The 23,274-nt window shown below is 43.7% G+C and carries 20 protein-coding genes; 12 read left to right on the forward strand and 8 right to left on the reverse strand.

What is annotated here, in order from left to right:
- Positions 1 to 226 precede the first annotated feature (226 nt).
- From N7U62_RS10160 to N7U62_RS10195, 8 genes are all read left to right on the forward strand, one after another.
- On the forward strand, positions 227 to 2,185 hold the full coding sequence (locus N7U62_RS10160) for a tetratricopeptide repeat-containing sensor histidine kinase (protein WP_264137855.1): 1,959 nt from the start codon (positions 227 to 229) through the stop codon (positions 2,183 to 2,185).
- A 48-nt stretch (positions 2,186 to 2,233) separates the two neighbouring features.
- Entirely contained in the window at positions 2,234 to 3,298 is a 1,065-nt protein-coding gene (locus tag N7U62_RS10165; RefSeq protein WP_264137856.1) for a hypothetical protein, read from the forward strand.
- Positions 3,299 to 3,363: 65 nt separating this feature from the next.
- On the forward strand, positions 3,364 to 4,311 hold the full coding sequence (locus N7U62_RS10170; RefSeq protein ID WP_264137857.1) for a translation initiation factor IF-2 N-terminal domain-containing protein: 948 nt from the start codon (positions 3,364 to 3,366) through the stop codon (positions 4,309 to 4,311).
- Positions 4,312 to 4,460: 149 nt separating this feature from the next.
- Positions 4,461 to 6,329, forward strand: coding sequence for a hypothetical protein (locus N7U62_RS10175; protein ID WP_264137858.1), 1,869 nt, complete (start codon positions 4,461 to 4,463; stop codon positions 6,327 to 6,329).
- A 101-nt stretch (positions 6,330 to 6,430) separates the two neighbouring features.
- The gene (locus tag N7U62_RS10180) at positions 6,431 to 7,399 is read left to right on the forward strand and encodes a vWA domain-containing protein (RefSeq protein WP_264137859.1); all 969 of its coding nucleotides are present in this window, start codon (positions 6,431 to 6,433) and stop codon (positions 7,397 to 7,399) included.
- Positions 7,396 to 8,364: a tetratricopeptide repeat protein gene (locus N7U62_RS10185; RefSeq protein WP_264137860.1), complete on the forward strand. Its 969-nt coding sequence runs from the start codon at positions 7,396 to 7,398 to the stop codon at positions 8,362 to 8,364. The genes N7U62_RS10180 and N7U62_RS10185 overlap by 4 nt, the downstream gene beginning before the upstream one ends.
- Before the next feature lie 160 nt (positions 8,365 to 8,524).
- On the forward strand, positions 8,525 to 8,722 hold the full coding sequence (locus N7U62_RS10190; RefSeq protein WP_264137861.1) for a hypothetical protein: 198 nt from the start codon (positions 8,525 to 8,527) through the stop codon (positions 8,720 to 8,722).
- Complete coding sequence (locus N7U62_RS10195; RefSeq protein ID WP_264137862.1) at positions 8,722 to 8,994, forward strand: type II toxin-antitoxin system RelE family toxin; 273 nt, start codon at positions 8,722 to 8,724, stop codon at positions 8,992 to 8,994. Before N7U62_RS10190 ends, N7U62_RS10195 begins: the two co-directional genes overlap by 1 nt.
- A 28-nt stretch (positions 8,995 to 9,022) precedes the next feature.
- Here the strand turns inward: N7U62_RS10195 and N7U62_RS10200 are convergent, their stop codons facing one another.
- The 5 genes from N7U62_RS10200 to N7U62_RS10220 all read right to left on the reverse strand — a co-directional run bounded on the left by N7U62_RS10200 (position 9,023) and on the right by N7U62_RS10220 (position 14,756).
- Complete coding sequence (locus N7U62_RS10200) at positions 9,023 to 9,901, reverse strand: putative phage abortive infection protein (RefSeq protein ID WP_264137863.1); 879 nt, start codon at positions 9,899 to 9,901, stop codon at positions 9,023 to 9,025.
- A 235-nt stretch (positions 9,902 to 10,136) separates the two neighbouring features.
- Positions 10,137 to 10,664: a glutathione peroxidase gene (locus N7U62_RS10205; RefSeq protein WP_264137864.1), complete on the reverse strand. Its 528-nt coding sequence runs from the start codon at positions 10,662 to 10,664 to the stop codon at positions 10,137 to 10,139.
- A 127-nt stretch (positions 10,665 to 10,791) separates the two neighbouring features.
- Positions 10,792 to 12,579 (reverse strand): M14 family metallopeptidase, encoded by a 1,788-nt coding sequence (locus N7U62_RS10210; protein ID WP_264137865.1) that lies wholly within the window; start codon positions 12,577 to 12,579, stop codon positions 10,792 to 10,794.
- A gap of 240 nt (positions 12,580 to 12,819) precedes the next feature.
- The gene (locus N7U62_RS10215) at positions 12,820 to 13,701 is read right to left on the reverse strand and encodes a DUF808 domain-containing protein (protein ID WP_264137866.1); all 882 of its coding nucleotides are present in this window, start codon (positions 13,699 to 13,701) and stop codon (positions 12,820 to 12,822) included.
- Positions 13,702 to 14,051: 350 nt separating this feature from the next.
- A complete protein-coding gene (locus tag N7U62_RS10220; protein WP_264137867.1) occupies positions 14,052 to 14,756 on the reverse strand; it encodes a hypothetical protein in 705 nt (234 codons plus the stop codon).
- Positions 14,757 to 14,937: 181 nt separating this feature from the next.
- Between N7U62_RS10220 and N7U62_RS10225 the strand changes: the two genes are divergently transcribed.
- The 3 genes from N7U62_RS10225 (at position 14,938) to N7U62_RS10235 (ending at position 18,836) form a co-directional block, all read left to right on the forward strand.
- Positions 14,938 to 15,561, forward strand: coding sequence for a class I SAM-dependent methyltransferase (locus N7U62_RS10225; protein ID WP_264137868.1), 624 nt, complete (start codon positions 14,938 to 14,940; stop codon positions 15,559 to 15,561).
- Between the two features lie 551 nt (positions 15,562 to 16,112).
- Positions 16,113 to 16,880: a hypothetical protein gene (locus N7U62_RS10230; RefSeq protein ID WP_264137869.1), complete on the forward strand. Its 768-nt coding sequence runs from the start codon at positions 16,113 to 16,115 to the stop codon at positions 16,878 to 16,880.
- Between the two features lie 1,239 nt (positions 16,881 to 18,119).
- Positions 18,120 to 18,836, forward strand: coding sequence for a DUF4145 domain-containing protein (locus tag N7U62_RS10235; RefSeq protein ID WP_264137870.1), 717 nt, complete (start codon positions 18,120 to 18,122; stop codon positions 18,834 to 18,836).
- Between the two features lie 1,058 nt (positions 18,837 to 19,894).
- Here the strand turns inward: N7U62_RS10235 and N7U62_RS10240 are convergent.
- The 3 genes from N7U62_RS10240 to N7U62_RS10250 form a co-directional block, all read right to left on the reverse strand.
- Positions 19,895 to 20,542, reverse strand: a complete 648-nt coding sequence (locus N7U62_RS10240) for a DUF6261 family protein (RefSeq protein WP_264137871.1) — start codon at positions 20,540 to 20,542, stop codon at positions 19,895 to 19,897.
- Between the two features lie 193 nt (positions 20,543 to 20,735).
- On the reverse strand, positions 20,736 to 21,281 hold the full coding sequence (locus N7U62_RS10245) for a DUF6702 family protein (RefSeq protein ID WP_264137872.1): 546 nt from the start codon (positions 21,279 to 21,281) through the stop codon (positions 20,736 to 20,738).
- Complete coding sequence (locus N7U62_RS10250) at positions 21,271 to 22,692, reverse strand: M20/M25/M40 family metallo-hydrolase (RefSeq protein ID WP_264137873.1); 1,422 nt, start codon at positions 22,690 to 22,692, stop codon at positions 21,271 to 21,273. Before N7U62_RS10250 ends, N7U62_RS10245 begins: the two co-directional genes overlap by 11 nt.
- Positions 22,693 to 22,846: 154 nt before the next feature.
- Here N7U62_RS10250 and N7U62_RS10255 point away from each other — a divergent pair, with 154 nt between their 5' ends.
- Complete coding sequence (locus tag N7U62_RS10255) at positions 22,847 to 23,272, forward strand: PH domain-containing protein (RefSeq protein ID WP_264137874.1); 426 nt, start codon at positions 22,847 to 22,849, stop codon at positions 23,270 to 23,272.
- The last annotated feature ends 2 nt before the right edge of the window (positions 23,273 to 23,274 follow it).

Consider the following 23,274-nt stretch of genomic DNA (forward strand, 5'->3'; position numbering starts at 1 on the left):
TTTCCTTAAAAGGAAAATTTAGGAAGTTCCAGTTGAAATCATATGTATTTCACCTAAAAATATGAATGAAGTGATATGAATTTGAAAAGAATTTTGATATACTAAAAATTAAAGTAAATTTCATGCGTTATTTGCATCGAAACCAACCCTCGATCCCGCCTGTATTAATCCAAATAATGAAATAGCCGGTTACTTTCCGGTCATTGGATACATATATCCACAGCGTATGTTTGAGAGATTAATTAGGTTAAGTATTCTATTGCTATTGGCACTAGGCATGGGTCTTGTAAATACCCATGCTCAGACGATTAGCCAAATCGACTCACTCAATCGATTGGCAGAAAACAATAGTGAAGGCAGTCCTGATTACATTTCTAAAATTGCCAAACAAGCCCTCCAATTTAGTAAAGACATTGGGTACATCAATGGGGAAATCCAGGCACTCAACAACCTGTGTTTTGCCTGCTATATCCGTGGAGAAAATGAGGATGCTATCAAGGCATGCAAAAAAGCCATAGAGCTTAACAATGCCAATGGGGATAGATTCGATGTTAGTAACTCTTACAACTACCTTGGGCTGACTTATATTCAAATCAAAGAATTTGATGCTGGGATCAATGAAATGCTAAAACTCATTGACATTGCGACCAAAAACGATAACAATTATCTGTTAGCAGATGCCTGTAGCAACATTGGATTAGCGTATCTCTTGAAAGGTGCCCCAGACAAGGCTAAAGAATACTATCATATCGCCGCAAAAATCCATGAAGAAATAGATCACCCTACTAGTAAAGTCTATGTAGATCTCAACCTTGGGCAACTTTATTACAACAAAGAGCAATATGATTCTGCACTATACTTCCTGAAAAAGTCTAATGAAGCCGCAAAAAAACTAGACAATAGTCGAGCCATGTACTATTCGTTTGTTTTGATGGGACAACTTCCAATCATTAATCAAGATAGCGCTACTTATTACTTACTGGAGGCAATTCAAATCACAGGGCAATTGGATTGGGATATAGAAATGTTGAATTCTCATATTTATCTCAGTCACCAATATAGAAAAACAGGCAAATACAACATGTCTATTCAGGCTGCAGAAATGGCTGAGTCGCTGGCAGAAAAGCTAAAAAAGCACGAAAAATTATTGGAATGCTACGACCTAATGGTACGAAACTACACCCAGACAGAAGAAATAAGCAAGGCACAGTTATATCTGGACAAAAGAAAAAAATTGAGTGACAGTTTGCATCTCAATCAAAAAAACGAATTGATTACAGGACTGCTTGATGCCAACCAAAAGCTAGGAGCTGAACGAGAATATGACCAACTGAAATTGGAATTGGAAGCGGCAGAACTTCGGATTCAGGAAAAAAACTATATCATCCTTATCAGTATCATTGGTATCACCTTTGTCCTTCTTATTCTGGCTTTCATCATGAAACTTTCAAGATTACGAGCCAAAAGCAATATTGAATTAAGGCAATTGAACGATCAATTGGACGCCAGCAATAAAGAGAAAGACCTATTAATGGGTATGATTGCACATGACTTGAGGTCTCCGATGAATAAAATTCTTGGGCTCACCCAATTGCTTAAAAACAAAAAACCTCAAGATGAGGAAGCCTATTTGATTGGTTTAATTGAATCGATGACAATCGAAAGCAAAACATTGACGGATGAACTTCTGGAAATCAACCGAATCGAATCTGGTAAATTCAAAACCAAAAAATCTAAAATTGATATTAAAGCCTTTTTTGATGAAATCGTCTACCATCAGGACCAGGCAGCAAAGAGTAAGCTAATTGAAGTTTCGACCGATTGGAATTTCGATAAGGAAACCATAGAATCCGACAGAGGTATTCTACAACGAGTAATAGAAAACATACTATCGAATGCAATCAAATTTTGTAATCCAAAAAGCAGAATCCATGTTTCAGCTGACCTCAAACAAAACAAGCTGCATGTTTCAGTGAGAGATACAGGACCAGGCATACCTGAATCTGAAAGGAATCAACTATTTAAGCGCTTCGGTAAAACCTCCGTGAAGCCTACCGCCAACGAGCCCTCCACCGGACTTGGACTCTATATAGTCCAGTCATTGGTAGAACGCCTAAGAGGCAACATCTATCTCAACACCGAATACAAAGAGGGTGCTGAGTTTGTGATTGATATTCCTGTTTAATTAAAAGAAGGCCCTTAACTTCGATGCTCAAAATTGCCAACGGCTAACATGGGTTTTCGGATACTAAAAATCATCTATCAAGCCAACAAGGAGATTCAATCCTTTCTAGCAGACAACATTATCGGTACACCTGGGCAATCTGCCGTATATCAACAATTGAATACGCATGAGAAGCTCAAACAACTACCCAATCCCCATTTCGCCTGTCTTCAGAGAGAAAAGCTCCTGGGCTTATGCTGCTTCTGCCAAAGGTCATTTTATCTGAACGGAGAAGAAATCGTAAGCTTCTATGTTCGCTATTTTTCATTCAAAGATGCTTTTCGGTCCCAAAAGAGCCACTCTCGTTCTCAAAACAAACGAAATGCGATCAAAAATGAGGTACATCAACTACTTGAAGGACATGAGCTTCTCAAAAGATCTACTCCTAATATCTTCTATGCTTTTGTAGATCCTAATAACGAGCGATCTGCAGTACTATGCAACGAATTTGGGTTTCAAACTATACGTACATTCAAAACCTACAGTCTAGGCTATCTCTTCCCTCGAAAAAGAATTGCCTTTGAAAAGATCGCTTCGGCCTCCAAAGCAGAGCTAAGCGAACTACTCAGGAACTTTTACAGTGACTATACTTTCTATACCGAGGACAATCTATTTTATAGAGATCAGTATTTCATGGTTCGTGACGAGAACGGAAAAGTACTGGTGGGCATTCAGGCCAACCCCGAAAATTGGAAGATCCATGACCTCCCTGGCTGGTCCGGCAAAATGCTTCTACATGTAGCTAGCAAACTACCAATTACCAATCGCTTGATTCGACCGAACTATCAATTTTTAGCACTGGATTATCTCTATTGCCAACCAGGACAGGAAGAAACCCTAAGTCAATTAATCGAATCTCTATTGGCTCACTTCTCTCTCAGCACAGCGATGGTTTTGGCAGACGCGGAATCTAGTCTACATCAAACCCTCAAAAGAATCGACCATGGTATTGTCGGCAAAATTAAAAAGCCAGTTTCTATCTCTGTAATCGCAAAAGGTAACCAATTCAGCGATTATCAATGGAATCACATAAAAAACTCCCCTTCATTTCAGTCATCTTTTGATACTACCTAGCTTTTTCCATTGATATTTTTGTTTGACTGTTATATTTGCGTTTTGAACACGCCTATGTTTAGACCATGAGACTGAGTTCCTTAGCCAGAAAAATCAAAATTACACCGAAACAGTTGACGGAGTATCTCTCTGATCAGGGAATAGATACATCTCAGGGTGCCAACACCAAACTGGATCAGGAGGTGATTGAAATGGTGTATGAGGCATACATGTATGACGAATCAGTCGAAGAGGAAGAAGTGGTCAAAAAAGTCATCATAGAGGATGAAGGGGAGACACTCGAAATCGCAGTAGAAAAATCAGACCTAGAAGAACCTGAAAAAATCTCAGAACCTACTGAGCAAAAAGAGGAAAGCGAGGAAGAAGAATTAATCCAATCAACGGAAGAGGAGTTGGTAGCTGATGCTGAAGAAGAGGAGGCGGTCGTGGAAACAGATCGACCTCAGGCCGAAGAAGAAGTAGAAGTAGAAGAATCTCCAGAGGCCGAAGAAACCGAATACCCCAGCTATGAACCCATCACCACAGAGGATGGCGAACTGATCGAATCCTATGCAGAATTGGCCGCCAGAGATAGCTCAGTCAAGATCATAAAAGCACCTAAGGCTGCCCCACTTCAAGGATTGAAAATCAAAGGCAAAATAGAGCTACCTGAACCAAGGTCTAAAGAAGAGAAGAAAAAGGAAAAACCGCTAGACCCGAATGAGATCATCTATACGAGCGGTCCAGACAGAAAGCCTAAAGCTAAGAGCAATAAAAAACCTTTTAAGAAAAGAAAACCTAGAGTCAATACGGTAGAACTGGAGCGAAGAAAAAAGGAAAAAGAAGAGAAGAGAAGAAAGGCTCAAAAGGAGAGAAAAGAGAAGGAAGCAAAAAAACAGTACTACGAGACTAAAGTGCAGGCCAAAGTGCAGACGCAACCAGCCAAACCAAAAAAGAATAAAAAAACGTCACATACAACTACCCCGAAAGACACCAACCCTATCAAACGTTTTTGGAAGTGGCTCAACACTTGATTCCTCAATAGAATCAAGCGTTAATATTGGATTGAATCGACCTATACCGTTAAATTAAATAATTGCCCCGGCTGAGCAAAGATGGCATCATTTTTTCTTGTAAAAGCCGGACAAAAAAACTGGAAATCGAATCATTGCAAAAGCATAGCATGTCAAAACTGAGAATAATATTATTCGTCCCAATCTACCTCCTATCACATATAGTTTTTGGTCAAGCCAATGATAGTCTAAGGCTTATCATTGATCAAAATTTCATTGAGGTAGATCGAGGAGCTGTCATCACCTTCTCAGTAGAAAAATCGCAGAAACACGGCCAAATCAAAATGGTCAAAGCACCCAAGCAGGCTCGTTTCGATGGCAAAACCTTCTCATGGGCTGTACCGGAGTATTACGACAAAGGCAATGAAGTAATTAGTTTTCAATATATGGACGATGACAGGTTGTTGGACGCCCAATCCATTTTCATTATTGTCCATCAATTGCACACTCCTCCTAAGATTCAGGTAAAGAGCAATGCAGTGCTTAAAAATGGGGTATACCGCATCAACCCTACCTTCGATTTTCATTTAGAAGCACATGCTTCTACAGTCTACAGCACTGATAGCAGCGATGTTATGCTTGATTACTATTTCAATGACAATCCAGACCTGAAAGAAATAGACCAGGTGGACATCGACCTGCGGCAAAACTCGATCGATATAGTTTGGACTCCCAATCGGGATCAAATCAAAGAAAAATATTTCCGACTGACACTGAAAGCCACCGATGCTGCTGGAGGTGAATCTACAGAAGTTCTCGTTTTTGCTCTCAGCAGCAACAATCACATCCCCTACTTCAAGTTTCCAGTATTGGATGAATATTACATTACTGATGGTGAGCAGTTGTCCATAGATTTATCAGCAGACGATCTGGATCACGACTCCTTGCTCTACAGACTGGTCATCCCTAGCAAAATAGGCAACCCTCGTCTATCTGAAAAAGGCCTATTCACCTGGAAGGTCAACAATGACGAATTGCATAGACTCAGAAGCTATTTCCCAATGGAAGTGACCGTAGAGGTAACAGAAAAAGGGCCAGAAAATCCTAACACCATATCTAAAACTTTCCTGATACGAAAAAGTATCAGAAACGAACCTCCAAAAATCCTAAATCTCCAGAATGAGCACATCAGGGAGGGAATCACCCTCAACAAAAAAGTTTTCATTCAGGATGGAAATGATCAATTTTCGGAATTAGAAATAGACATCATCGGCGCACCAGAAGATATGGTTTGGCATTTCGAAAACAACCTGCTGTCTATTCAGTGGACTCCTGGTTTCGATGTAGTGGGAGTCGAGATGCAACCGAAAAAATTCGATATGCTGCTCGTGGTTAGAGATCCACACGGCTATGTAGACCAGCGAGCCTTCACCATCACGGTGGAGCATAGAGAAAATACGGTCGTAACCTATGAAACCTATATGCAATACCGCAATGACGCGGTGCATTTGGTAGAGTACCTCTCCCAAATCCACAACCAAATGGAAGACAGAGAAGACAAAGGCCAACGCATGAAAAAGGGACTATCCGTCGCTACCATCTTCTTCTCGGTCTACACTGCCAGTGGTAATGTATTTGACGATGGATCAGCAGCCAAAGAACTTGTTCCTTTCGTCGGTATCATGGCCGCCATCGCTGGGGGTGTGAACGCATTCGGTTTCAACGATCTAAACAAATACGGATCTCTAAGGGAGCAGACTTTCATCATGCAGCAAAAGCTGATGTACATCCTGGCCTTACTCAATGAATACAAGATAGAAGGCCCCAATAGTCCTAATCTGGAAAACAAGGAATTCAGAGACAATCTGTCGACTTACGAGCAGTGGATGGTACAGGACAAGCTCAACTTCAAAAGCTACTACAGTCGCTACAAAACGCTGAACTACGTCAAAAAAGCCACGCAAAAGGCACGTAGAAAGGCCATGGAAGAAGGACGCGAACCGGAAGGACTGCTATTTCTCGATCTGACTAAAATATAGCCGGACAATCAAATGCTAAAAATTGTTAAATAAGGCAGGTGCGATTTGCCCTTGCTTGCTGGAAGACTATATTTGTTCGAATCTAAAAAGAGCAGCAACGTATGGTGTGGAGCGGAACCCTGGGTACTCTCGAGATCATTTTCATCTTTCTTTTCAGCCTATTCTACATAGGCTACATGATACGAGCCATTCGTGCTGCCCGAGCATTGCGAAGTAGTTATCGCCGTGTCTTTTACAAAGTACTGCTCAGAACCACCTATTTCGGTCTTTTCATCGTAGCGCTGATGGGGCCTTCTTTCGGACAGTCCAAAAAAGAAATCAAATCAGTAGGTAAGGATATCATGATCTGCGTGGACCTATCTCAATCCATGAATGCCTTTGATATCCAACCCTCACGCTTGGAAAAGATCAAATTCGAGCTCAAAGAAATCGTAAAAGAATTTAACTCGGATCGTATCGGCCTCATCATGTTTTCGAATGAGGCCTATGTACAATGTCCTCTGACTTATGACAAAAGTGCACTGAATCTCTTCATCGAAACACTGAATACTTCTTTGGTTCCAAATACAGGCACGGACTTTGGTCCTGCACTAGGGATGGCACTCGAAAAAATCACCGATGAAGAAAGCTCAGTAACTCGACAAAAGTCCAAAATCATCATTTTGATCAGTGACGGGGAGGACTTTGGAGAGAATACTGAGTCTATCGCCAAAAAGGTGGAAGAAGAAGGCATTAAGTTGTTTACTCTGGGTATCGGAACATCTCATGGAAGTAAAATCATGACCCAGCGAGGTTTCAAAAAAGACAATCAAGGCAAAGATGTGATTTCGCGTCTTAATCCAACCTCGCTTATGCAGTTGGCTAAAAGCACCAATGGCAAGTACTTTGAGATCAACGATAAACAAAATGATGTAGAAAAACTCATCAATACCATCGGGGATATAGAAGGAGAACTTCGTGACGCCAAACAGGTGGACGTGTCTTCTAACAAGTACTTCTACTTTCTCGGACTGGCACTCATCCTGATGCTGGTGGATGCATTGATCAAAACCAAAACCATGACGATATGATAAAGCTACTCACGATATGGCTCTTGCTCGGACTAGGTACTGGTGACAATGACATCTCCAAAATCAACAGCCTGAAAAAACAGGGTGAAGAGGCATACAAAGCAAAAAAATATGTCGATGCATTGATGACATTTTCTATGCTGGTTGACTCCATGGGCGTAGAAGATGAGGGTGTGATCATGAACCTGGCCCACTGCTATGCCCGAATCGATCAGAAAGACAAAGCAGAACGCCATTATCAGAAACTGATCCTATCCAAGGACAAACAAACCCAATCCATCGCTTATCAGCAATTAGGTGCACTATCTAATAACCCTAACACGCTAGAAAAGGCATTGAGTTTCTTCAAATCTGCCTTAAAAGCAGATCCAACTAACGAAGATGCGCGCTATAACTACGAGCTGATCAAAAAGAAACTGGATCAACAAAAAGATCAAAACCAGGATCAGAATCAGGACAACCAAGATCAGCAAAACGAAGACGAAAACAAGGAAGATCAAGATCAACAGGATCAGGAAGACCAACAACAAGGAGACGATCAGAAGCAAGAGAACCAGGAAGGTCAGGAAAACCAGGAGAATCAAGAAAATCAGGACCAGCAGGATCAAAAAAGCAAACAGGACCAGGAAGGTAAAGAGGGCGAAGATCAGCAGGAACAACAGCAAGAAGGAGAACAAGGAGAAGAGGGAGAACAAAAGGAACAGCAACAGCAACAAGGTGAGCAGGGCGAAAAAGAAGAAGCCAAAGAGCAACAACAGAGCCAGCAGCAGGATGGTGAGAAAGGCGAGGAAGATGAAAAGGGACAAAACATGTCCAGTACTTCTCAGAAACTAGAGGAGATGAATATCTCCGAAGAAAAAGCCCAAATGATCCTTGAGGCATTGAAAAACAGCGAGATTCAATACATCCAACAAAACCGTCGCAAGCCTACCCAAAAGCAGGACAATGGCAAGCCGGATTGGTAATCACTTTCAGTGATATATTCAAGGTTCAATATTGATCTTTGATTAGGCTAAAAAATCTGAGAATTGAGTTAAAAAAAGTCACTTCAATAGGATTTTACTCAAATAGAAGGTCGTTACTCTTTATGCATCATGTTCTGATCATCTTTCGTATATTTACTATATGAGTTCGATTGTAATAAACCCCAAAAATGATCAAGAGCTGCAGTTCATTGCAGAATTACTCCAAAAATTAGGAGTTCCTTCAAAGATATTGACAGAAGAAGAGAAAGAAGACCTCGGTTTAAGTTTGATCATGAAGGATGTAGATCGTGCTGACCTGGTAGACGAAAATGAAATCCTGGGCAAGCTTGCAGGTTAATGGAGGTTCAGTTTCTCAACAAATTCAGTAAGGACCTCGACAAGATTAAACAACCAAAGGACAAAACTGCTTTATTAAACTTAATAAAGGATGTTAAGGCTGCAGAGTCCCTCAGAGATATACCCAGTATTAAAAAGCTTGCGGGATTCCAAGATGCTTATAGAATTAGAGTGGGACAACTTAGAGTTGGGATATTTATATCGGAAGAAAAATCCATTATTCAGTTTGCCAGAGTAGCTTTTAGAAAAGACATATATAACATCCTTCCTTAGTTGATCAAAATATTTATTTATTCTCTCCTTATTTTTCTTCTATATTTTTCGCTTCCTGCCCCGCAACTATCGCCTTGTGTGTAGGCTGATATGCCGTGTCTTTTAGCTCTTCGATGTGTAGTTTGTCGATGGCCTGTACAGATCGGAAATTCAATCGCTCGAACAAGCCGTATTTCTCTACCACTTCCATGAACTTCGGATCTTTATCGAATGTAATGAGGTAGTAGAACTGTACCAAAACCTCTTGTTCAGTCAAGTGTGGCTTGATGATGTTGATATAAAAGGATGGATCACCGCTTTTCTGCTCCACCAGGAAGAGCAAAGATTTGTAGCTCTCCATGTAGTGTGACATGGTATTTCGATAACTGTCGTAGACCTGTCTGAAACTCGTCTCAAAGGCATCAGCATCCAGTATCTCTGAGCTTCCGTCTTTCTTCCTGCGTTTCTTGGTATCATTCACAGCCTTGGTAAAGTCCTTGTACATCTGTGCAAAGCCATTGCCATCCTCACGCATCTCTATCCGCTTAGAAGCTGAAAGATGAAACTCCAGCAACTGAAAGAAAGTGTTTTCGAACTGCTGAATCTCAATGGTCTTGGACTGGCTGTCCATGATCTTGCGTGACTCGTAAAGTTCCTCGCGCTGTAGCTCAAGCTCTTTTCTTTGGTAGATCAAGGCCAGGTAGAATAGAATCACCCCTGCCAACGACCAGATAGGCCCTACTGCCCCACCAAAGAACTCCCCTATCATACTTAGGGTACTGAGGTCCTGCTGAGCCGTCAAATCCAGGTTTTTTACCTGAGTGAAAGCATAATAGATAATCACAAATCCTATGAGAATAGAAATGATCGTACATATCCCTAAAAAGATGACGAAATAGGACTTAAAAGGAGACTTCTGGTTACTCATGACTAGCTGCTGAATGTTTTCCCTGCAAAGCAGGAGTTAATAGTTATCTGTTATTGAGTTATTAGGTCTTAAGTTAGCGGTCTATTTCCCTTCTCGTAGCAGTCAAGTTTACGCAAAGGTAAATGGACACCCCCAAAAATGAATAAAGCAGGCAACAATGTCACACATTCTGAGAAAATAATCTCAAAACCACATCATTACCTGCTTTAACAGATAGACTATATCAGAAATAGGATTATTTCAGATACTTGGTTATTTCTTCGCTCATAGGCTCTACACCTGATGGAAAATAGGCAATCAACTTACCATTTTCATCCAAAAGGAATTTGTTGAAATTCCACTTCACCTTGAAATCATCCAGGCCATTCTTGTCTTTCTGAGTCAGGAAAGAGTAAACAGGATGTTGGTTATTTCCTTTTACCTCGATCACAGTGGTCATCGGGAAGGTCACCTGAAACTCCTCAGTACAGAAGTTTTTGATTGCTGACTCTACATCTAGCTCCTGCCCGGCAAACTGATCGCAAGGCATACCCAAAACCACCAATTGATCGGCATACTTCTCTGACAGAGCCTGCAGATCTTCGTACTGCGGCGTATAGCCACACTTGGAGGCCACATTCACTACCAGCACTTTTTTGCCTTTGAAACTCGAAAAGTCGATCACCTCCTCGCTATCCAAAGCTCGTACTTTGAAATCATAAAATGGAGAAGAGCCTGCGCCAATTATCGCGCTGAACATCAATGTCAATACAAGTGTTTTCATAATTACGTTTTTTCTTCACAACTAAAATAAAGTATGGACAAGTAGCAATACAGCTCTTTGTCTAATTTCTAATCGCAATGTCTTCACAGAGCGTATCATCCGGTGACTGAAACCCTCAGTTCGTTCGTCACATCTCTCGGGCGATGGGGTATTTCTTCCAGGCCTGATCGAAATAGGGTGATTGCTCGTAAAACCAACGGTAGATCTGCTCCTGAGACTGAGCAAATGCCGGATCAGCGGCCTTCTTCGCTTCGAATTTCTTCTTCAACTCGGCATCCTCCGCCAGCATCTTTTCGGCCAATGGTTCGATCACATACTCCTCGATGTACTCTGTACGGGAGAATATGCTGTGCATGAATCCCCACTGCAAGAAACTATCCGGAGAATCTGGCTCCAGCAGCAGTGCAATCAAAGCAGCCTTGTACTGATCCATCGGTACACGAACGGAGCCCGGCTGATAGACGATGTTTTGCTGCAAGGTCTCCAGCTCGAAGCTGCCACATCTCACATGCCCCTCGTAGGGCATAGCCGCCATCTCAAAAGATTCGATGTAGTATTGATCTACTGCTATTTCTTTGGTCTCTGTGATCTCCTCCATCTCTATGCCGTGAGCCTTCAATTTGGCGATGATAGTCTTCCATTCTGCTGGCACCCAATAGGCTTTGGGCAAGGCCACTTTCTTGAGGGGATCGTTCATGCGGCGGATCACGATCTTTTCTTCATAAGGCTCGGCGGTCCAGCTGATGTACTCCCCTGCTCTGATCTGCGAAGGCTTCATTTCGGGCTTGATTCCCTTTAGTAGCATGGAGTCAGCCATGGATTCACTCAGGGTATAGGCCAGCACGATAGAGTCCCTTCTCGCCGCTCGGTCTTGATCCATGGCTTTGGTGAGTTGTTTGTTGCTCTGGGCCAGGGCGCGCATCGACTGCTCCAGAAACACATAGGTACCCAGCACCCGCTGCTTGTAGGGCTTCAGCGAATGATTCTCTACGAGGATACTCGGCGTGTTTCTCGAGTTGCCATAGGTCTCGGAGAAGCGCGGACTGAATTCGAATTCGGTATTTCCTTCGCTGAAGTCACGGTTGTTGAAAGAGAACATCAGAGGTCCCGGTATATGTCCCATGTCTGTCAGGGCCTGATCCATGGCCGGCTGAAACACTTCGCTGAGCCACTGCGAGCTAGCTGGCGAATAGCCCTCGGCCCATCCATAAGTGATATCGAACTGGTAATCGGCCCCATCCGTCACATGTAAATCGAGGTAAAGGTCAGGATCATAGTCGTTGATTACGGACACTACCGCCTGCACGCCAGCCGTCTCCAGCTTCGCATAGTCACGATTCAGATTCAGGTTTTGAGCATTGGTACGCCAGCCCATGTTGACCGGTCCGCGCTGGTTCACTCGGTTGTAGGGAGAGATACGCTCGTGCCCATCCACATTCAGCATGGGGATAAAAAGCAGATTGACTTTGTCGAGCAGCTTTCCTTTGTCGCCAAAAGCTATGTCTCTGAGCAGCATCAGACCGGCATCTTTGCCATCGATCTCTCCGGCATGAATCCCCGCCTGAGCCAATAGGATGGCCTTCTTACTGGATCTCAATGCCTCCGCACTGGTATTTTCTTCCTTGCTGGCAATCACCATCAGCAATTCGCGGTTCTGTTCGCTTTTGCCCAGAGAAATCATTTTCATCCAGGGAGAGGCCGCACACAGCTTCTCGAGCCAGGCCTTGGTCTCTTCATAGTCAGGGGTTTCGGACAGATCGCTCAGCTCGCTGGGTGTGACCCAGGGATGATTTTTGTCTACCATCAGCGCTTCACTTTTGCCTGACCAGTCAATCACAGGAGGCAAAATATCCTGGGCCTGAAGCGCATAAGAAACAAGAAATGTAAGAAGGAAAGAGAAGCTTTTGATTCGCATATGATTGTTTGAGTAATGTTTGCCCAAACTTACGACGCTTTTCACAATAGAGGAAGGGACAGGATTCAAGATTAAAAAAATCCCCTTTGAAGGGGGCTAAGGGGATGTGTTTTGAAAACATTACTTGATTGAGTAGACATCTTCGCATTGCAAATGCTAAGGTAGATCGGCACGCATTGCAAATGTGCACCAGTAAGATTACACCCCAATAATCCCCTCAAGGGGATAGTTTTGCAGTCCTTATCGACGGATGGCCGTCCATAATTTTTGTCCGCCCATCACCACGAAGAGCACAACAAAACCAAACAATAGTCCAACTAAAAACTCGAAGGCAATACCTGGAAGCGGCAGCAACTCCTCCCAGTGATGTACAAAGCCCAGATTGTGAACAAAGAGACCGCCAGACACGAGCATCAAGGCGATGGTACCGATCACAGACAAGCTCTTGACTACTTTGGGCAAGGCACTGACAAAAAACCGTCCCACCTTGTCAGAAAAGCTATCGGTCTCCTCATTGAGATTGATCAGGTGAAGGCCGAAATCATCCATGCGTACGATCAGAGCTACTATACCATATACACCCACAGTGGCCAGCAAAGCAATAGCAGTAACCACGGGGATTTGAATCTGCAAAGGCTCCTCAGGCACAGAACCCAGGGCAATGATGATGATCTCCACCGATAAGATAAAGTCAGTAACAATTGCCGACTTCACCTTCTTCTTCTCCAGGACCCTTTGGTCTTCTTTGCTGATATCGATGGCGGATACACGCTCGCCCTGATGCGCATGTGGCACGAAAAACTCGTAGATTTTCTCCGCTCCTTCGTAGGCCAAATAGAACCCACCGATGATCAAGATAACGGTAACAGCAGAGGGCAAGAAGGCGCTAAGCAGAAACGCAATAGGCAGAATGATCGCCTTGTTCAGCAGGGAGCCTTTGGTGATGGCCCATAGCACCGGCAGCTCGCGCGTCGAGACAAAGCCTGAAGCTTTCTCCGCATTCACTGCCAGGTCATCTCCCAAAATACCGGCGGTCTTTTGGCCAGCCACTTTGCTCATAGCCGCCACATCGTCCATCAATGTTCCTATATCATCCAGTAGTGCAATTATTCCTGAGGCCATATCATCTATAGTTTGGACACGAAAATAAGGGGAAAATTTGAAGCAGTGAAAATAGAACTTTTACAATTAAGATCAATCTGGAGCCTTAGCCCTCTAGAAGTGACGTTCATTTAAACAGCGTCATTGTGAGGAGCGAGGCACGAGCGACGTGACAATCCGGTTCGGCAGGATCTGCTGTACGGATTACACCCCTATCAAGGGGATAGTATTGCAGCTCCTCTCCTTGTCATGCTGAGTTCATCGAAGCATAAAACAAGCAGTACCCAAGCATCGGCCTTCTGCAAGGTCCAAACGCACCCACAATTGCCACTTGCTTACTGCCATCAGAACCAGCAATAGTTAGGGTTATGTTATTCACCACCGCAAGCTTCTTCGGCCTGCAATACTAGCTGAGGAATATCTTTATAAAAAACTGGTTGGTCATCAGCATCAATATCCAACAAACTGCAATCCGGATAAATTCTCCTTAGTGATTTAAGGACATATTTATGCTCTCTTCTTTCAGGTTTAAACAGGGCGGCTTCTATCCCTTCTTGGGCATAGTCATAGCGGTGATCCTCGATTTTATAGTATATCCCTCTTTTATGAACATAAAAATCAGACAAAATATGATCCCCTTTATCCTTGACCAACATTCGGTTGGTGTTTGAATAGTCCGGTGAAACATTATTATGTATTCTTGTATTTAACCCTAAATTCAATTGAAAAGAAACATAGACAGGAGTATTTCCTTTAACTATCAGAGAACATAGTCTTGGATATTTTTCTACATAAGAACATGTATAAAAGCTATCACCTAATTCTATAGATTTTATCTTGTGTATTCCAACTCTTCTTTTTTTCCCTGATACACGATATTTTATCCTATCTGAATGATGCAACGTATCCAATCTATAAACTTGAATATCACATTTTATTGATTCATTATTAGTGAAAGAAATTATTGCTTCTTGATAAAGATCTGTAGTTAAATCCACTGAGGGGCCAAATTGAGCATAAATTTTCTTAGGGATGAAAAGAAGAAATAGAATTATAATTGATTGGCAAAATTTCATTAGCGATTCAACTTTATTGTGATTGATTTGACTTCCAAGACTTGTGAACTTATTTACAATCCAAGAAATGTTTTACTGAAATAGAGGACAAATTAAAATAGGTAATAAACTCTACCAAAGAAAATAAGACTACAATGTCAAACACAAACCAACTAGAACATAATAACAATCATAAAAAAAGATGAGCGAATTTTGGGAAGCGGCTTTTAGTAGCAATGAAAAAATGTGGGGCGAAAACCCAACGGACAACTCCAGGAAGGTGCTAGAGTTGTTTAGGAAACATCCTGTCCGGAGTGTCTTGATCCCGGGTTTTGGATATGGCAGAAATGCCAAGGTCTTTTATGAAGCAGGAATGGAGGTATCGGGCATAGAAATATCCCAAACCGCTATCGCAAGAGCCAGAAAATATTTTGGGGAGGAAGTGATCCTACACCACGGGTCGGTGGCGGATATGCCTTTTGACGAGGCGCGATTCGACGCGATCTACTGCTATTCTCTCATTCATCTTTTGGACCCGGCGGGCAGAGCCAAACTAATCGCAGATAGCTACTCCCAACTGCTGCCCGATGGACTGATGGTCTTTGTGGCCCTGTCGACCCGAGATGTGCGCTATGGTGTAGGAGACGAAATAGCCCCCCATACCTACCTATCTCCCCATGGGTTGCAGTTGTATTTTTATGACGAGGCTGCAATCGAAGACGCGTTTGGGAATTACAACATCATAGATAGGAAAGCAATCAATGAGCCAGAGGACAAGCCCACAGAAAAGCACTGGATGGTGGTTTGCCAAAAAACAGCCAGCTGATCTGTCGCAGTTCTAGTAACCCAGAAGATGAGTCACACATTACAAATACCAGCCAGCGGAAGCGGGATTTCGATTCACCGCTCCTTGTCATGCCTGCACGCTGCAAGCGGGCTGAGCACCGTCGAAGCAAGACAAGCAGATCCGAGTATTCGGCCTTCTACCATACCAAAAATTCACTTACTGCTAGCAGATCACCAGACTCTCGCCTACCGGCGTGCAGGTCTCCTTTTAGTCCAGAACTCCCGTTCTTGTCTATTCATTCGAGGTGACGTTCATTTAAACAGCGTCATTGTGAGGAGCGAGGCACGAGCGACGTGACAATCCGGTTCGGCAGGCTCTGCTGTAGGGCTTACACCCCTATGATCCCCTCAAGGGGATAGTTTTGCAGCTCCTCTCCTTGTCATGCTGAGTTTATCGAAGCATAAGACAAGCAGCTCTGTACAATCGGCCATTTAAGAGAATAATACACGAGCGAATTATATTTAGTAACTGTTGGTTTCTGCAGATTTCAGTAGCTTAGTATTATTCAATTGTAATAAGAATCTGAAAGCATGTCATGGACCATCCGAATTTCCACGTTCATTACCCTAATTGCACTTTCTTTCTGCACTCTCCCTTTAATCGATAATGGTCAAGAGAATGAAGCCAATTTCAAAGGATTTTTCCTAAAGCTGAAGTCTCCTCCAAATGAACTGGAACATATCATAGGTACAGGCAATCCAGAAGAATATTGTAAACACAACAGAACTCTGGCCACTAACTTTTTAGATTTAAAATATTCAACTTACTCTATTGCAGATTCTTGTTCAGCATGTTGGGATTTCAAATTATTACGTGTTTATAATGATTCCATATCCATCATCATGCCGTTTTGGGATAATTTTTACTACTGGAAAAACGCCCACAGTCATCGAAATAACACAAGCACTAATTACCTTGAGAATTTATCTTTTGAATCGAATATCAGACAATTGGTTCTCACACTTTCAAATAATAATAATCTACTCCTTACGACCCGTGAAGTGATCCAATCCATTATGCACTTAGATGGTATGACTCAGTTCAGTGGCCCTGAAATTTGTATTATTGAATCATTCTATAAACTACATGCATCCGACACATATTTGAGTACAGATGAATGCAAAACAGCCTTACTCTCAAGTATTGAAGAATTAAAAGAAATCATTGATTTACAGGATCCTAATATCCTGATTTTTCGAAAGGACTTTTTGATTTATATATTTACGATTACCAATAACAATAAGGTATTAGATTTAAAAGTCTTGAATCACGAATGCAAACTTGATGTTTTTATGTAAGTAATTCTCGACCCCCGCTAGTGCGAGCTTGCACCAGCGGAGAAACCCCCGATCGAGCGCGTTTGCAACGCTTCGTCCTATACGTATATGTAGCAGAAATCTGATATTGTATTTACTAAATAAAACAAGTCACACATTTCAAATATGAGCCAGCGGAAGCGGGATTTCGATTCACCGCTCCTTGTCATGCCTGCACGCTGCAAGCGGGCTGAGCACCGTCGAAGCAAGACAAGCAGATCCGAGTATTCGGCCTTCTACCATACCAAAAATTCACTTACTGCTAGCAGATCACCAGACTCTCGCCTACCGGCGTGCAGGTCTCCTTTTAGTCCAGAACTCCCGTTCTTGTCTATTCATTCGAGGTGACGTTCATTTAAACAGCGTCATTGTGAGGAGCGAGGCACGAGCGACGTGACAATCCGGTTCGGCAGGCTCTGCTGTAGGGTTTACACCCCTATAATCCCCTGAAGGGGATAGTTTTGCAGCTCCTCTCCTTGTCATGCTGAGTTTATCGAAGCATAAGCAAGCAGCCCCGAAGTATCGGCCTACTACAAAACAACCACGCGCCTACAGTTACTGCTAACAGAGCAACTTCTGCACTGCCTGTTCACCCCTTCGAGGGCCTCACGGTGACAGGGATAGGTGACAAAGGGTAAACATCAATCAATATTGAGGAAAACAACCCTATAATCCCCTCAGTTACTTATTTCTATAAATTCCACTACTTAACATAGTTTCATGCAACTCCTCTCCTTGTCATGCTGAGTTCATCGAAGCATAAGACAAGCAGTCCCGAAGCATCGGCATTCTGCAAAACAACCACGCGCCTACAGTTACTGCTAACAGAGCAACTTCTGCACTGCCTGTTTACCCCTTCGAGGGCCTCAGGGTGACAGGACAAAGCGCTACTCTCTGCCAGGTCGATCAAGGAGAGAAATCCATTCAACTATAGATTATCGTCTACTGACTCCTGACTCCCAACTAATCAATCTAGCATCTACCCAATACCGTTTTGTAATATTCGAAGGGATTGCCCCCTACCTTGGGAATTGAGAGAGGAAAAAACTAGCTTCGGACACCAAGTCGATCAGCAGTCGGCTTCCCGCAGCATAGTTCGAGAAGAAGAAAAGTATTTTTTAAACGTTTATAAACAATTACAAACGGGTATAAAGTGCACTATTCATAAGGTAGATAAAGTGCATGGCTGTTATCCGGTTGTTATCAGCAATAATCTAGAATATGAAACCATTTAGTTGGAAATGTCCATTTTGTAATCAGAACGCCACAATAACTGATCAAAGTGTACATGAAGGAATGACGGTCTTAAGCATTCCAAATTTTGAAGGCGACAAAGAACTGTATTCCTATTTTATTGTCTGTCCGAACGAAGAATGTAAAAAGTATTCATTGAGTGTTTTACTTTTTGATTCATCGAACAAATTCGATAGTACGCGCGGACGTTGGGACAGAAAAACGGGAACTTTGAGAAAACGTTGGGATTTAATTCCTCAATCAAATGCTAAGGTGCTTCCTACCTATGTGCCAAAGGCCATCATTTCAGATTATGAAGAGGCTTGTTCTATTATGAACCTGAGTCCAAAAGCATCAGCAACTCTTTCAAGAAGATGTCTACAGGGAATGATTCGAGATTTTTGGGGTATCAAGAAAGGAAGACTAGTTGATGAAATCGAGGCAATAAAGGATAAGGTAGACTCTCTAACTTGGCAGTCAATTGATGGCGTTAGAAAAATAGGAAACATAGGTGCTCACATGGAAAAAGACATCAATTTAATTGTTGATGTTGACCCAAACGAGGCTGGAATTCTTTTACAACTAATTGAACAATTGATCGAAGATTGGTATGTAACCCGACATGAACGTGAGAAACGATTGAACTCAATAATTTCGATAACGACTGAAAAAGATAACAAGAGAAAAGAGGGTAAAAAAAGCTGATAACAGTCGCTGATCGGGCATATGTCTTAGTGCTTTCTGGCTAATTTCAGTGCAACTCGACCGTGATATCTGCCGCTGAGATACGGCAGTGCTTTGTACCATCTTTTGCTCGCAGGATTTTTAGACTTTCGGAACGCAGTGCCATTTGGAACCGTTGTGAGCTTCGGCAGATTTCGCTACTTTAGTGCTATTCACTAGCTGCGGACATACGCCCGATAGCTGGACGTAGAGAACAATCATGAACCAACTCAAATTTTTCTATATTATTTCAACGCTGGTAACAGCAGTGCTCTTCTTAGACTCCATTCTTAGTCCGAGCATATCAACTTCCAAACATTTTAGAATCAGGGAAGGTCATTCTAGCAGTTGGATTAGAAGTGGAGTTAGCTCAAAATCCTTCCTGTATGCCGAATTAGATGAACACAAGCTTATTTTGTACGGCTCAGATGCTAACTCCTTCAAATCCGATTCAGTTATTTATAGTGCAACTCCAATCCTCAACACTCCAAAAGCCATCAACATTTCTGATGATTCGAAGAAATATACGAACAACTTTATTCTGACCAATGTTTTAACCCTACTGTGCCTTGTCCTATGGTATGCTTCTTTGAGGATTCCCAAATACCAGATTCTTTCAGTGGCTTCTCTGTCATGCTTTTTTCTAGCCTGCTACATCTACTTTGCCATGTAAAATCTCTGATCGGGCCCATTTGCAACGCATACGCTATACTCCCAACCAAGAAAAATTGATTTTTCTACTTTTTCAAACTTGCAGGAACCAGAAAAATCGGTTTTTTTCCATCCCCCAACTTGCGGGAGCCCCAAAAATTGATTTTTCTGCTTCCCGCAACTTGTGGAGAGCTCCAAAAATGGGTTTTTCTGCTTTCTCCAGCCTGCAGGAGGTCCAAAAATGCATTTTTCTACCTCTCGCAGCTTCGCGGAAGCTCCAAAAATGCATTTTTCTATCTCTGCGGCACGAAAAAGCCCCAAACACGCTGGTTTGGGGCTTCTAGTTGATTTTCAAGTTGCCTACTTGGGCCAAATGTGATCTGGCAGCCTTACTTGTAGGTATCAACGAGTGTAACCAGCTCCTTGTAGGCCTTGGTCAGTTCGGGAGATCCCGATACCTGCGCATGAGCAAACAGCAGGGTAAACAGTTGATTGAGTGCCTCGGCTAGTGGTTCGGCTGCCTTGTAGGCGGCAGTCGTCTCTCCAGCACTATTCAGCTCTCCCAGATACTCATCCGTTACTTGCTTGAAGTTTTCGTTGGCTGTCTTGATCGGCTCCAGCCAGCGCGAGAGGCTCGGCAAGGCAGAAAGATCCAATGCTTCGAGTTTCTTCAGCATGTTGTCGGTCTGGGCGGTCTGTTCGTCGTAGCTCAAACGACTCAGCCCAAAACCATAGTCGTTGGTGATCTTTACTACCTGATCCAGCACCTTGGCTACAGCAGGTTCATGCGTAAAAAATTGTTCGGACAAAACACCGTTGAAAAACCCGGTGTTCAGATTGTCGCGGGTACGATCCAGGGTCTCTTTGTCAGAGGAGGCATCCGATCGGGTCATCCCGTCTTTGAAGACGAGAAATCGGGACTGTACTTCGGCCACCGGTGCAGCGACTTCCTTTAGATCTTCTGTGGTTTTGAGTACTCCATTGGTCAGGGTCTGGAGTTGTGCCATTCGCAATCTGGGCATTTTAAGTACTTCCATAAAGTTAAGTTTTAGTTTTAAAAAATAATTCTACAGTCGCCAAACTAGACAGCCCCGACTTTAAAATCCTGCCATTTTTCTTTAAAATCCTGCCAAATCGCAGGACAAACACCCCTGTAATCCCCTTTTCTGCCTACAGGCAGGAAGCATCAGACAAGCAGCACCTAAGCATCGGCCTTCTACCAAACTAAAATCAATCAAAAGAAAGCTCACCTTCTGGGAGTCGTTTGTCCAGGTTGAGGGACTTTCGGGTGCCGTTGGCTCGTACTTTTACGAGATTGGTTTGCGAGTCGAATGCCTCGATGAGCAGGCTGTTGTGCACGGTGATGGTAGTGATCTCCGGTATATCCTCCACCTCTAGTTGACAGATGATCACGTTGTCCTCGATCACTTCGGCGGCTTCCATTTGCTCATCTATATACTTTAGCGAAACAGGGGCGCCGTTGATACGAATGGAAAGGTTGGCCCTCACATATCGTGCGACATGGTCCAGCGCCCCATCGATCGGTGCGTCCCTCCACAGTCCCAGACGGACTCCTTCCTGCTGATAGATGGCCTCCTCCAGATCATTGAGAAACAGCTTGACACTAAGCGTCAGCTTTTGGCTCTCCGGATGATGCTGCAGGGTCGTGATGCTCAGGTAAAACTGATGCGCCATCAGCCCAGCGGAAAACACCACCAGCATCAGCAGAGTCAATGCCAGCTTCCTGCTCCAGTGGTAGCTCCGCTTATAGGCCATATTTGTCTATCAGGTAGATGAAGCCAGCCATAGAGGCCGTGCCTAGCTCTAGCTCACGAGGGTGTACCGAGGAGAAGACATCGTTGGCCGAATGGTGTACATCGAACATGCGCTGCGAATCGGGCATAAAGCCTATGGTAGGCGTACCCAGCGTCTGGTGCAATGGCCCGATGTCCACACCTCCTCCTCCTTTTTTGATATAGCCGATGGTGTTTTGATCAAAATGCGGTAGCCATGACTGGAATTTGGTAAGGGTCGAATCCTCTGCCGTGACGCCAAAGCCTCTTGGGGTGAATGCCCCTGCATCACTTTCGAGTGCAATCAGGTGCTGTTCGTTGTTCTTTTCTGCCAGCTCCGCATACTTTTTACCTCCTCGGGTTCCATTTTCTTCGTTCATAAACATCACCGCCCTAATGGTATGCTTGGGTTGGATCCCCAGCTTCTGAAACAGGCGCAGGACCTGAATGGATTGCATGCATCCCGCCCCATCATCGTGCGCACCCTGTCCGACATCCCAGGAGTCCAGATGCCCACCTATGGTGATGATCTGATCAGGAAACTCCGTTCCGGTAAGCTCTCCGATCACGTTGTGCGAGGGGGCATCCTCCAGCGTCTGGCAATTCATCTTGAGGAAAAGCTGTGTATCAGGGTTTTGCTCTAGTGCCTTTGCCAGGCGATCTGCAGATTGGAATCCTAGTGCTGCCGCAGGTATCTTCGGAATGCTGTCCATGTAAAGGGTGGTACCAGTGTGCGGCACATCATCGTAGGCAGTACCTACCGATCGGATCACCACAGCCACTGCACCATACTGGGCAGCCACAGCAGGGCCAGTCACTCGCTGGTCCACAGCGCCACCATAGGCAGCACCCGTTCGGATCAGCCTCTGATCCGTCGGTCGATTATAAAACACAATCTTTCCTTCGATGGCCTCACGCCCCATTTCTTTCACATCTTCCAGTCCTTGCACTTGCACCACGGGTGCGGTCAGCCCCTCCTCTGGGGTAGCAACAGACATACCCAGCGCCAGCACGGTCAACTCATCCTGAGAGCCCAGGATCTTCGCCACTTCCTTGTCCCCTCGCTTCCAGTTAGGAACAAAAAGGTCCTGCTTGTAGACTTTGTCAAATCCATAGTCGGACATTACCTTTTCGGTCCAATCCACCGCCTGCGCAGCTCCCTCCGATCCGCTCAAGCGTGTGCCTATCTGGTTGCACAGATGATCGAGCAATTGGTAGGTTTCTCTTGTCGTCAGTGCTTCATCAAAGAGCTGTTTGATGACTTTGGTATCTTCTATATCCAATTCGGCCTGCGGATTTTCCTGGCCTTCGGGCTGGGTCTGAGGTTGGCAGTTAGACAAAAGAAGGGAGGTAGCAAAGAGCGCTACAGACAGGATGTACTTACTGTTTTTCATGTTTTTTTGGGTTTAATCGTGGTGAAGGAAAGCAATAGCCAAGGGCCATCGCTCGGCACCCAAGATTACAGACTTTTTGGGGATTGCGCAAGTTGGGTTTATTCAGACCAAAAAATTGCCTGAGATATACAGTTGTCACCGTATATTTAAATGCATGAAAGAATATAAATCCAAAGTGAGCTATGGGATACTGATACCGGTGCTCGTGCTGCTAGTCGGCATCACGCTGCTGCCGATCTATTCCGGAGAGCCTGAGGGAACGATTGTTAGTATCATAGCTGTATTGATTCCAGTCTCGGCATTTGTATTGCACCTTTTCTTTAATACTAGCTATCAGATCAAGGACGACAAGCAGCTGCTCATCACCTGCGGATTTCTCTATCACTCAGCCATAGACATCAAAAGTATCCATTCCATCCGCCCGAGCAGATCCATCATCTCTGCCCCGGCAGCCTCACTGGATCGAATCAAACTCAAATACGGCAGATGGGACAGCGTGATAATCTCACCTGAAAACAAGCAACAGTTCATCAAAGAGCTACAGACCATCAACCCCGACATAGAATTAATAAAAGACTAATC

It is taken from the genome of Reichenbachiella ulvae, from assembly GCF_025833875.1.
Taxonomy (GTDB): domain Bacteria; phylum Bacteroidota; class Bacteroidia; order Cytophagales; family Cyclobacteriaceae; genus Reichenbachiella; species Reichenbachiella ulvae.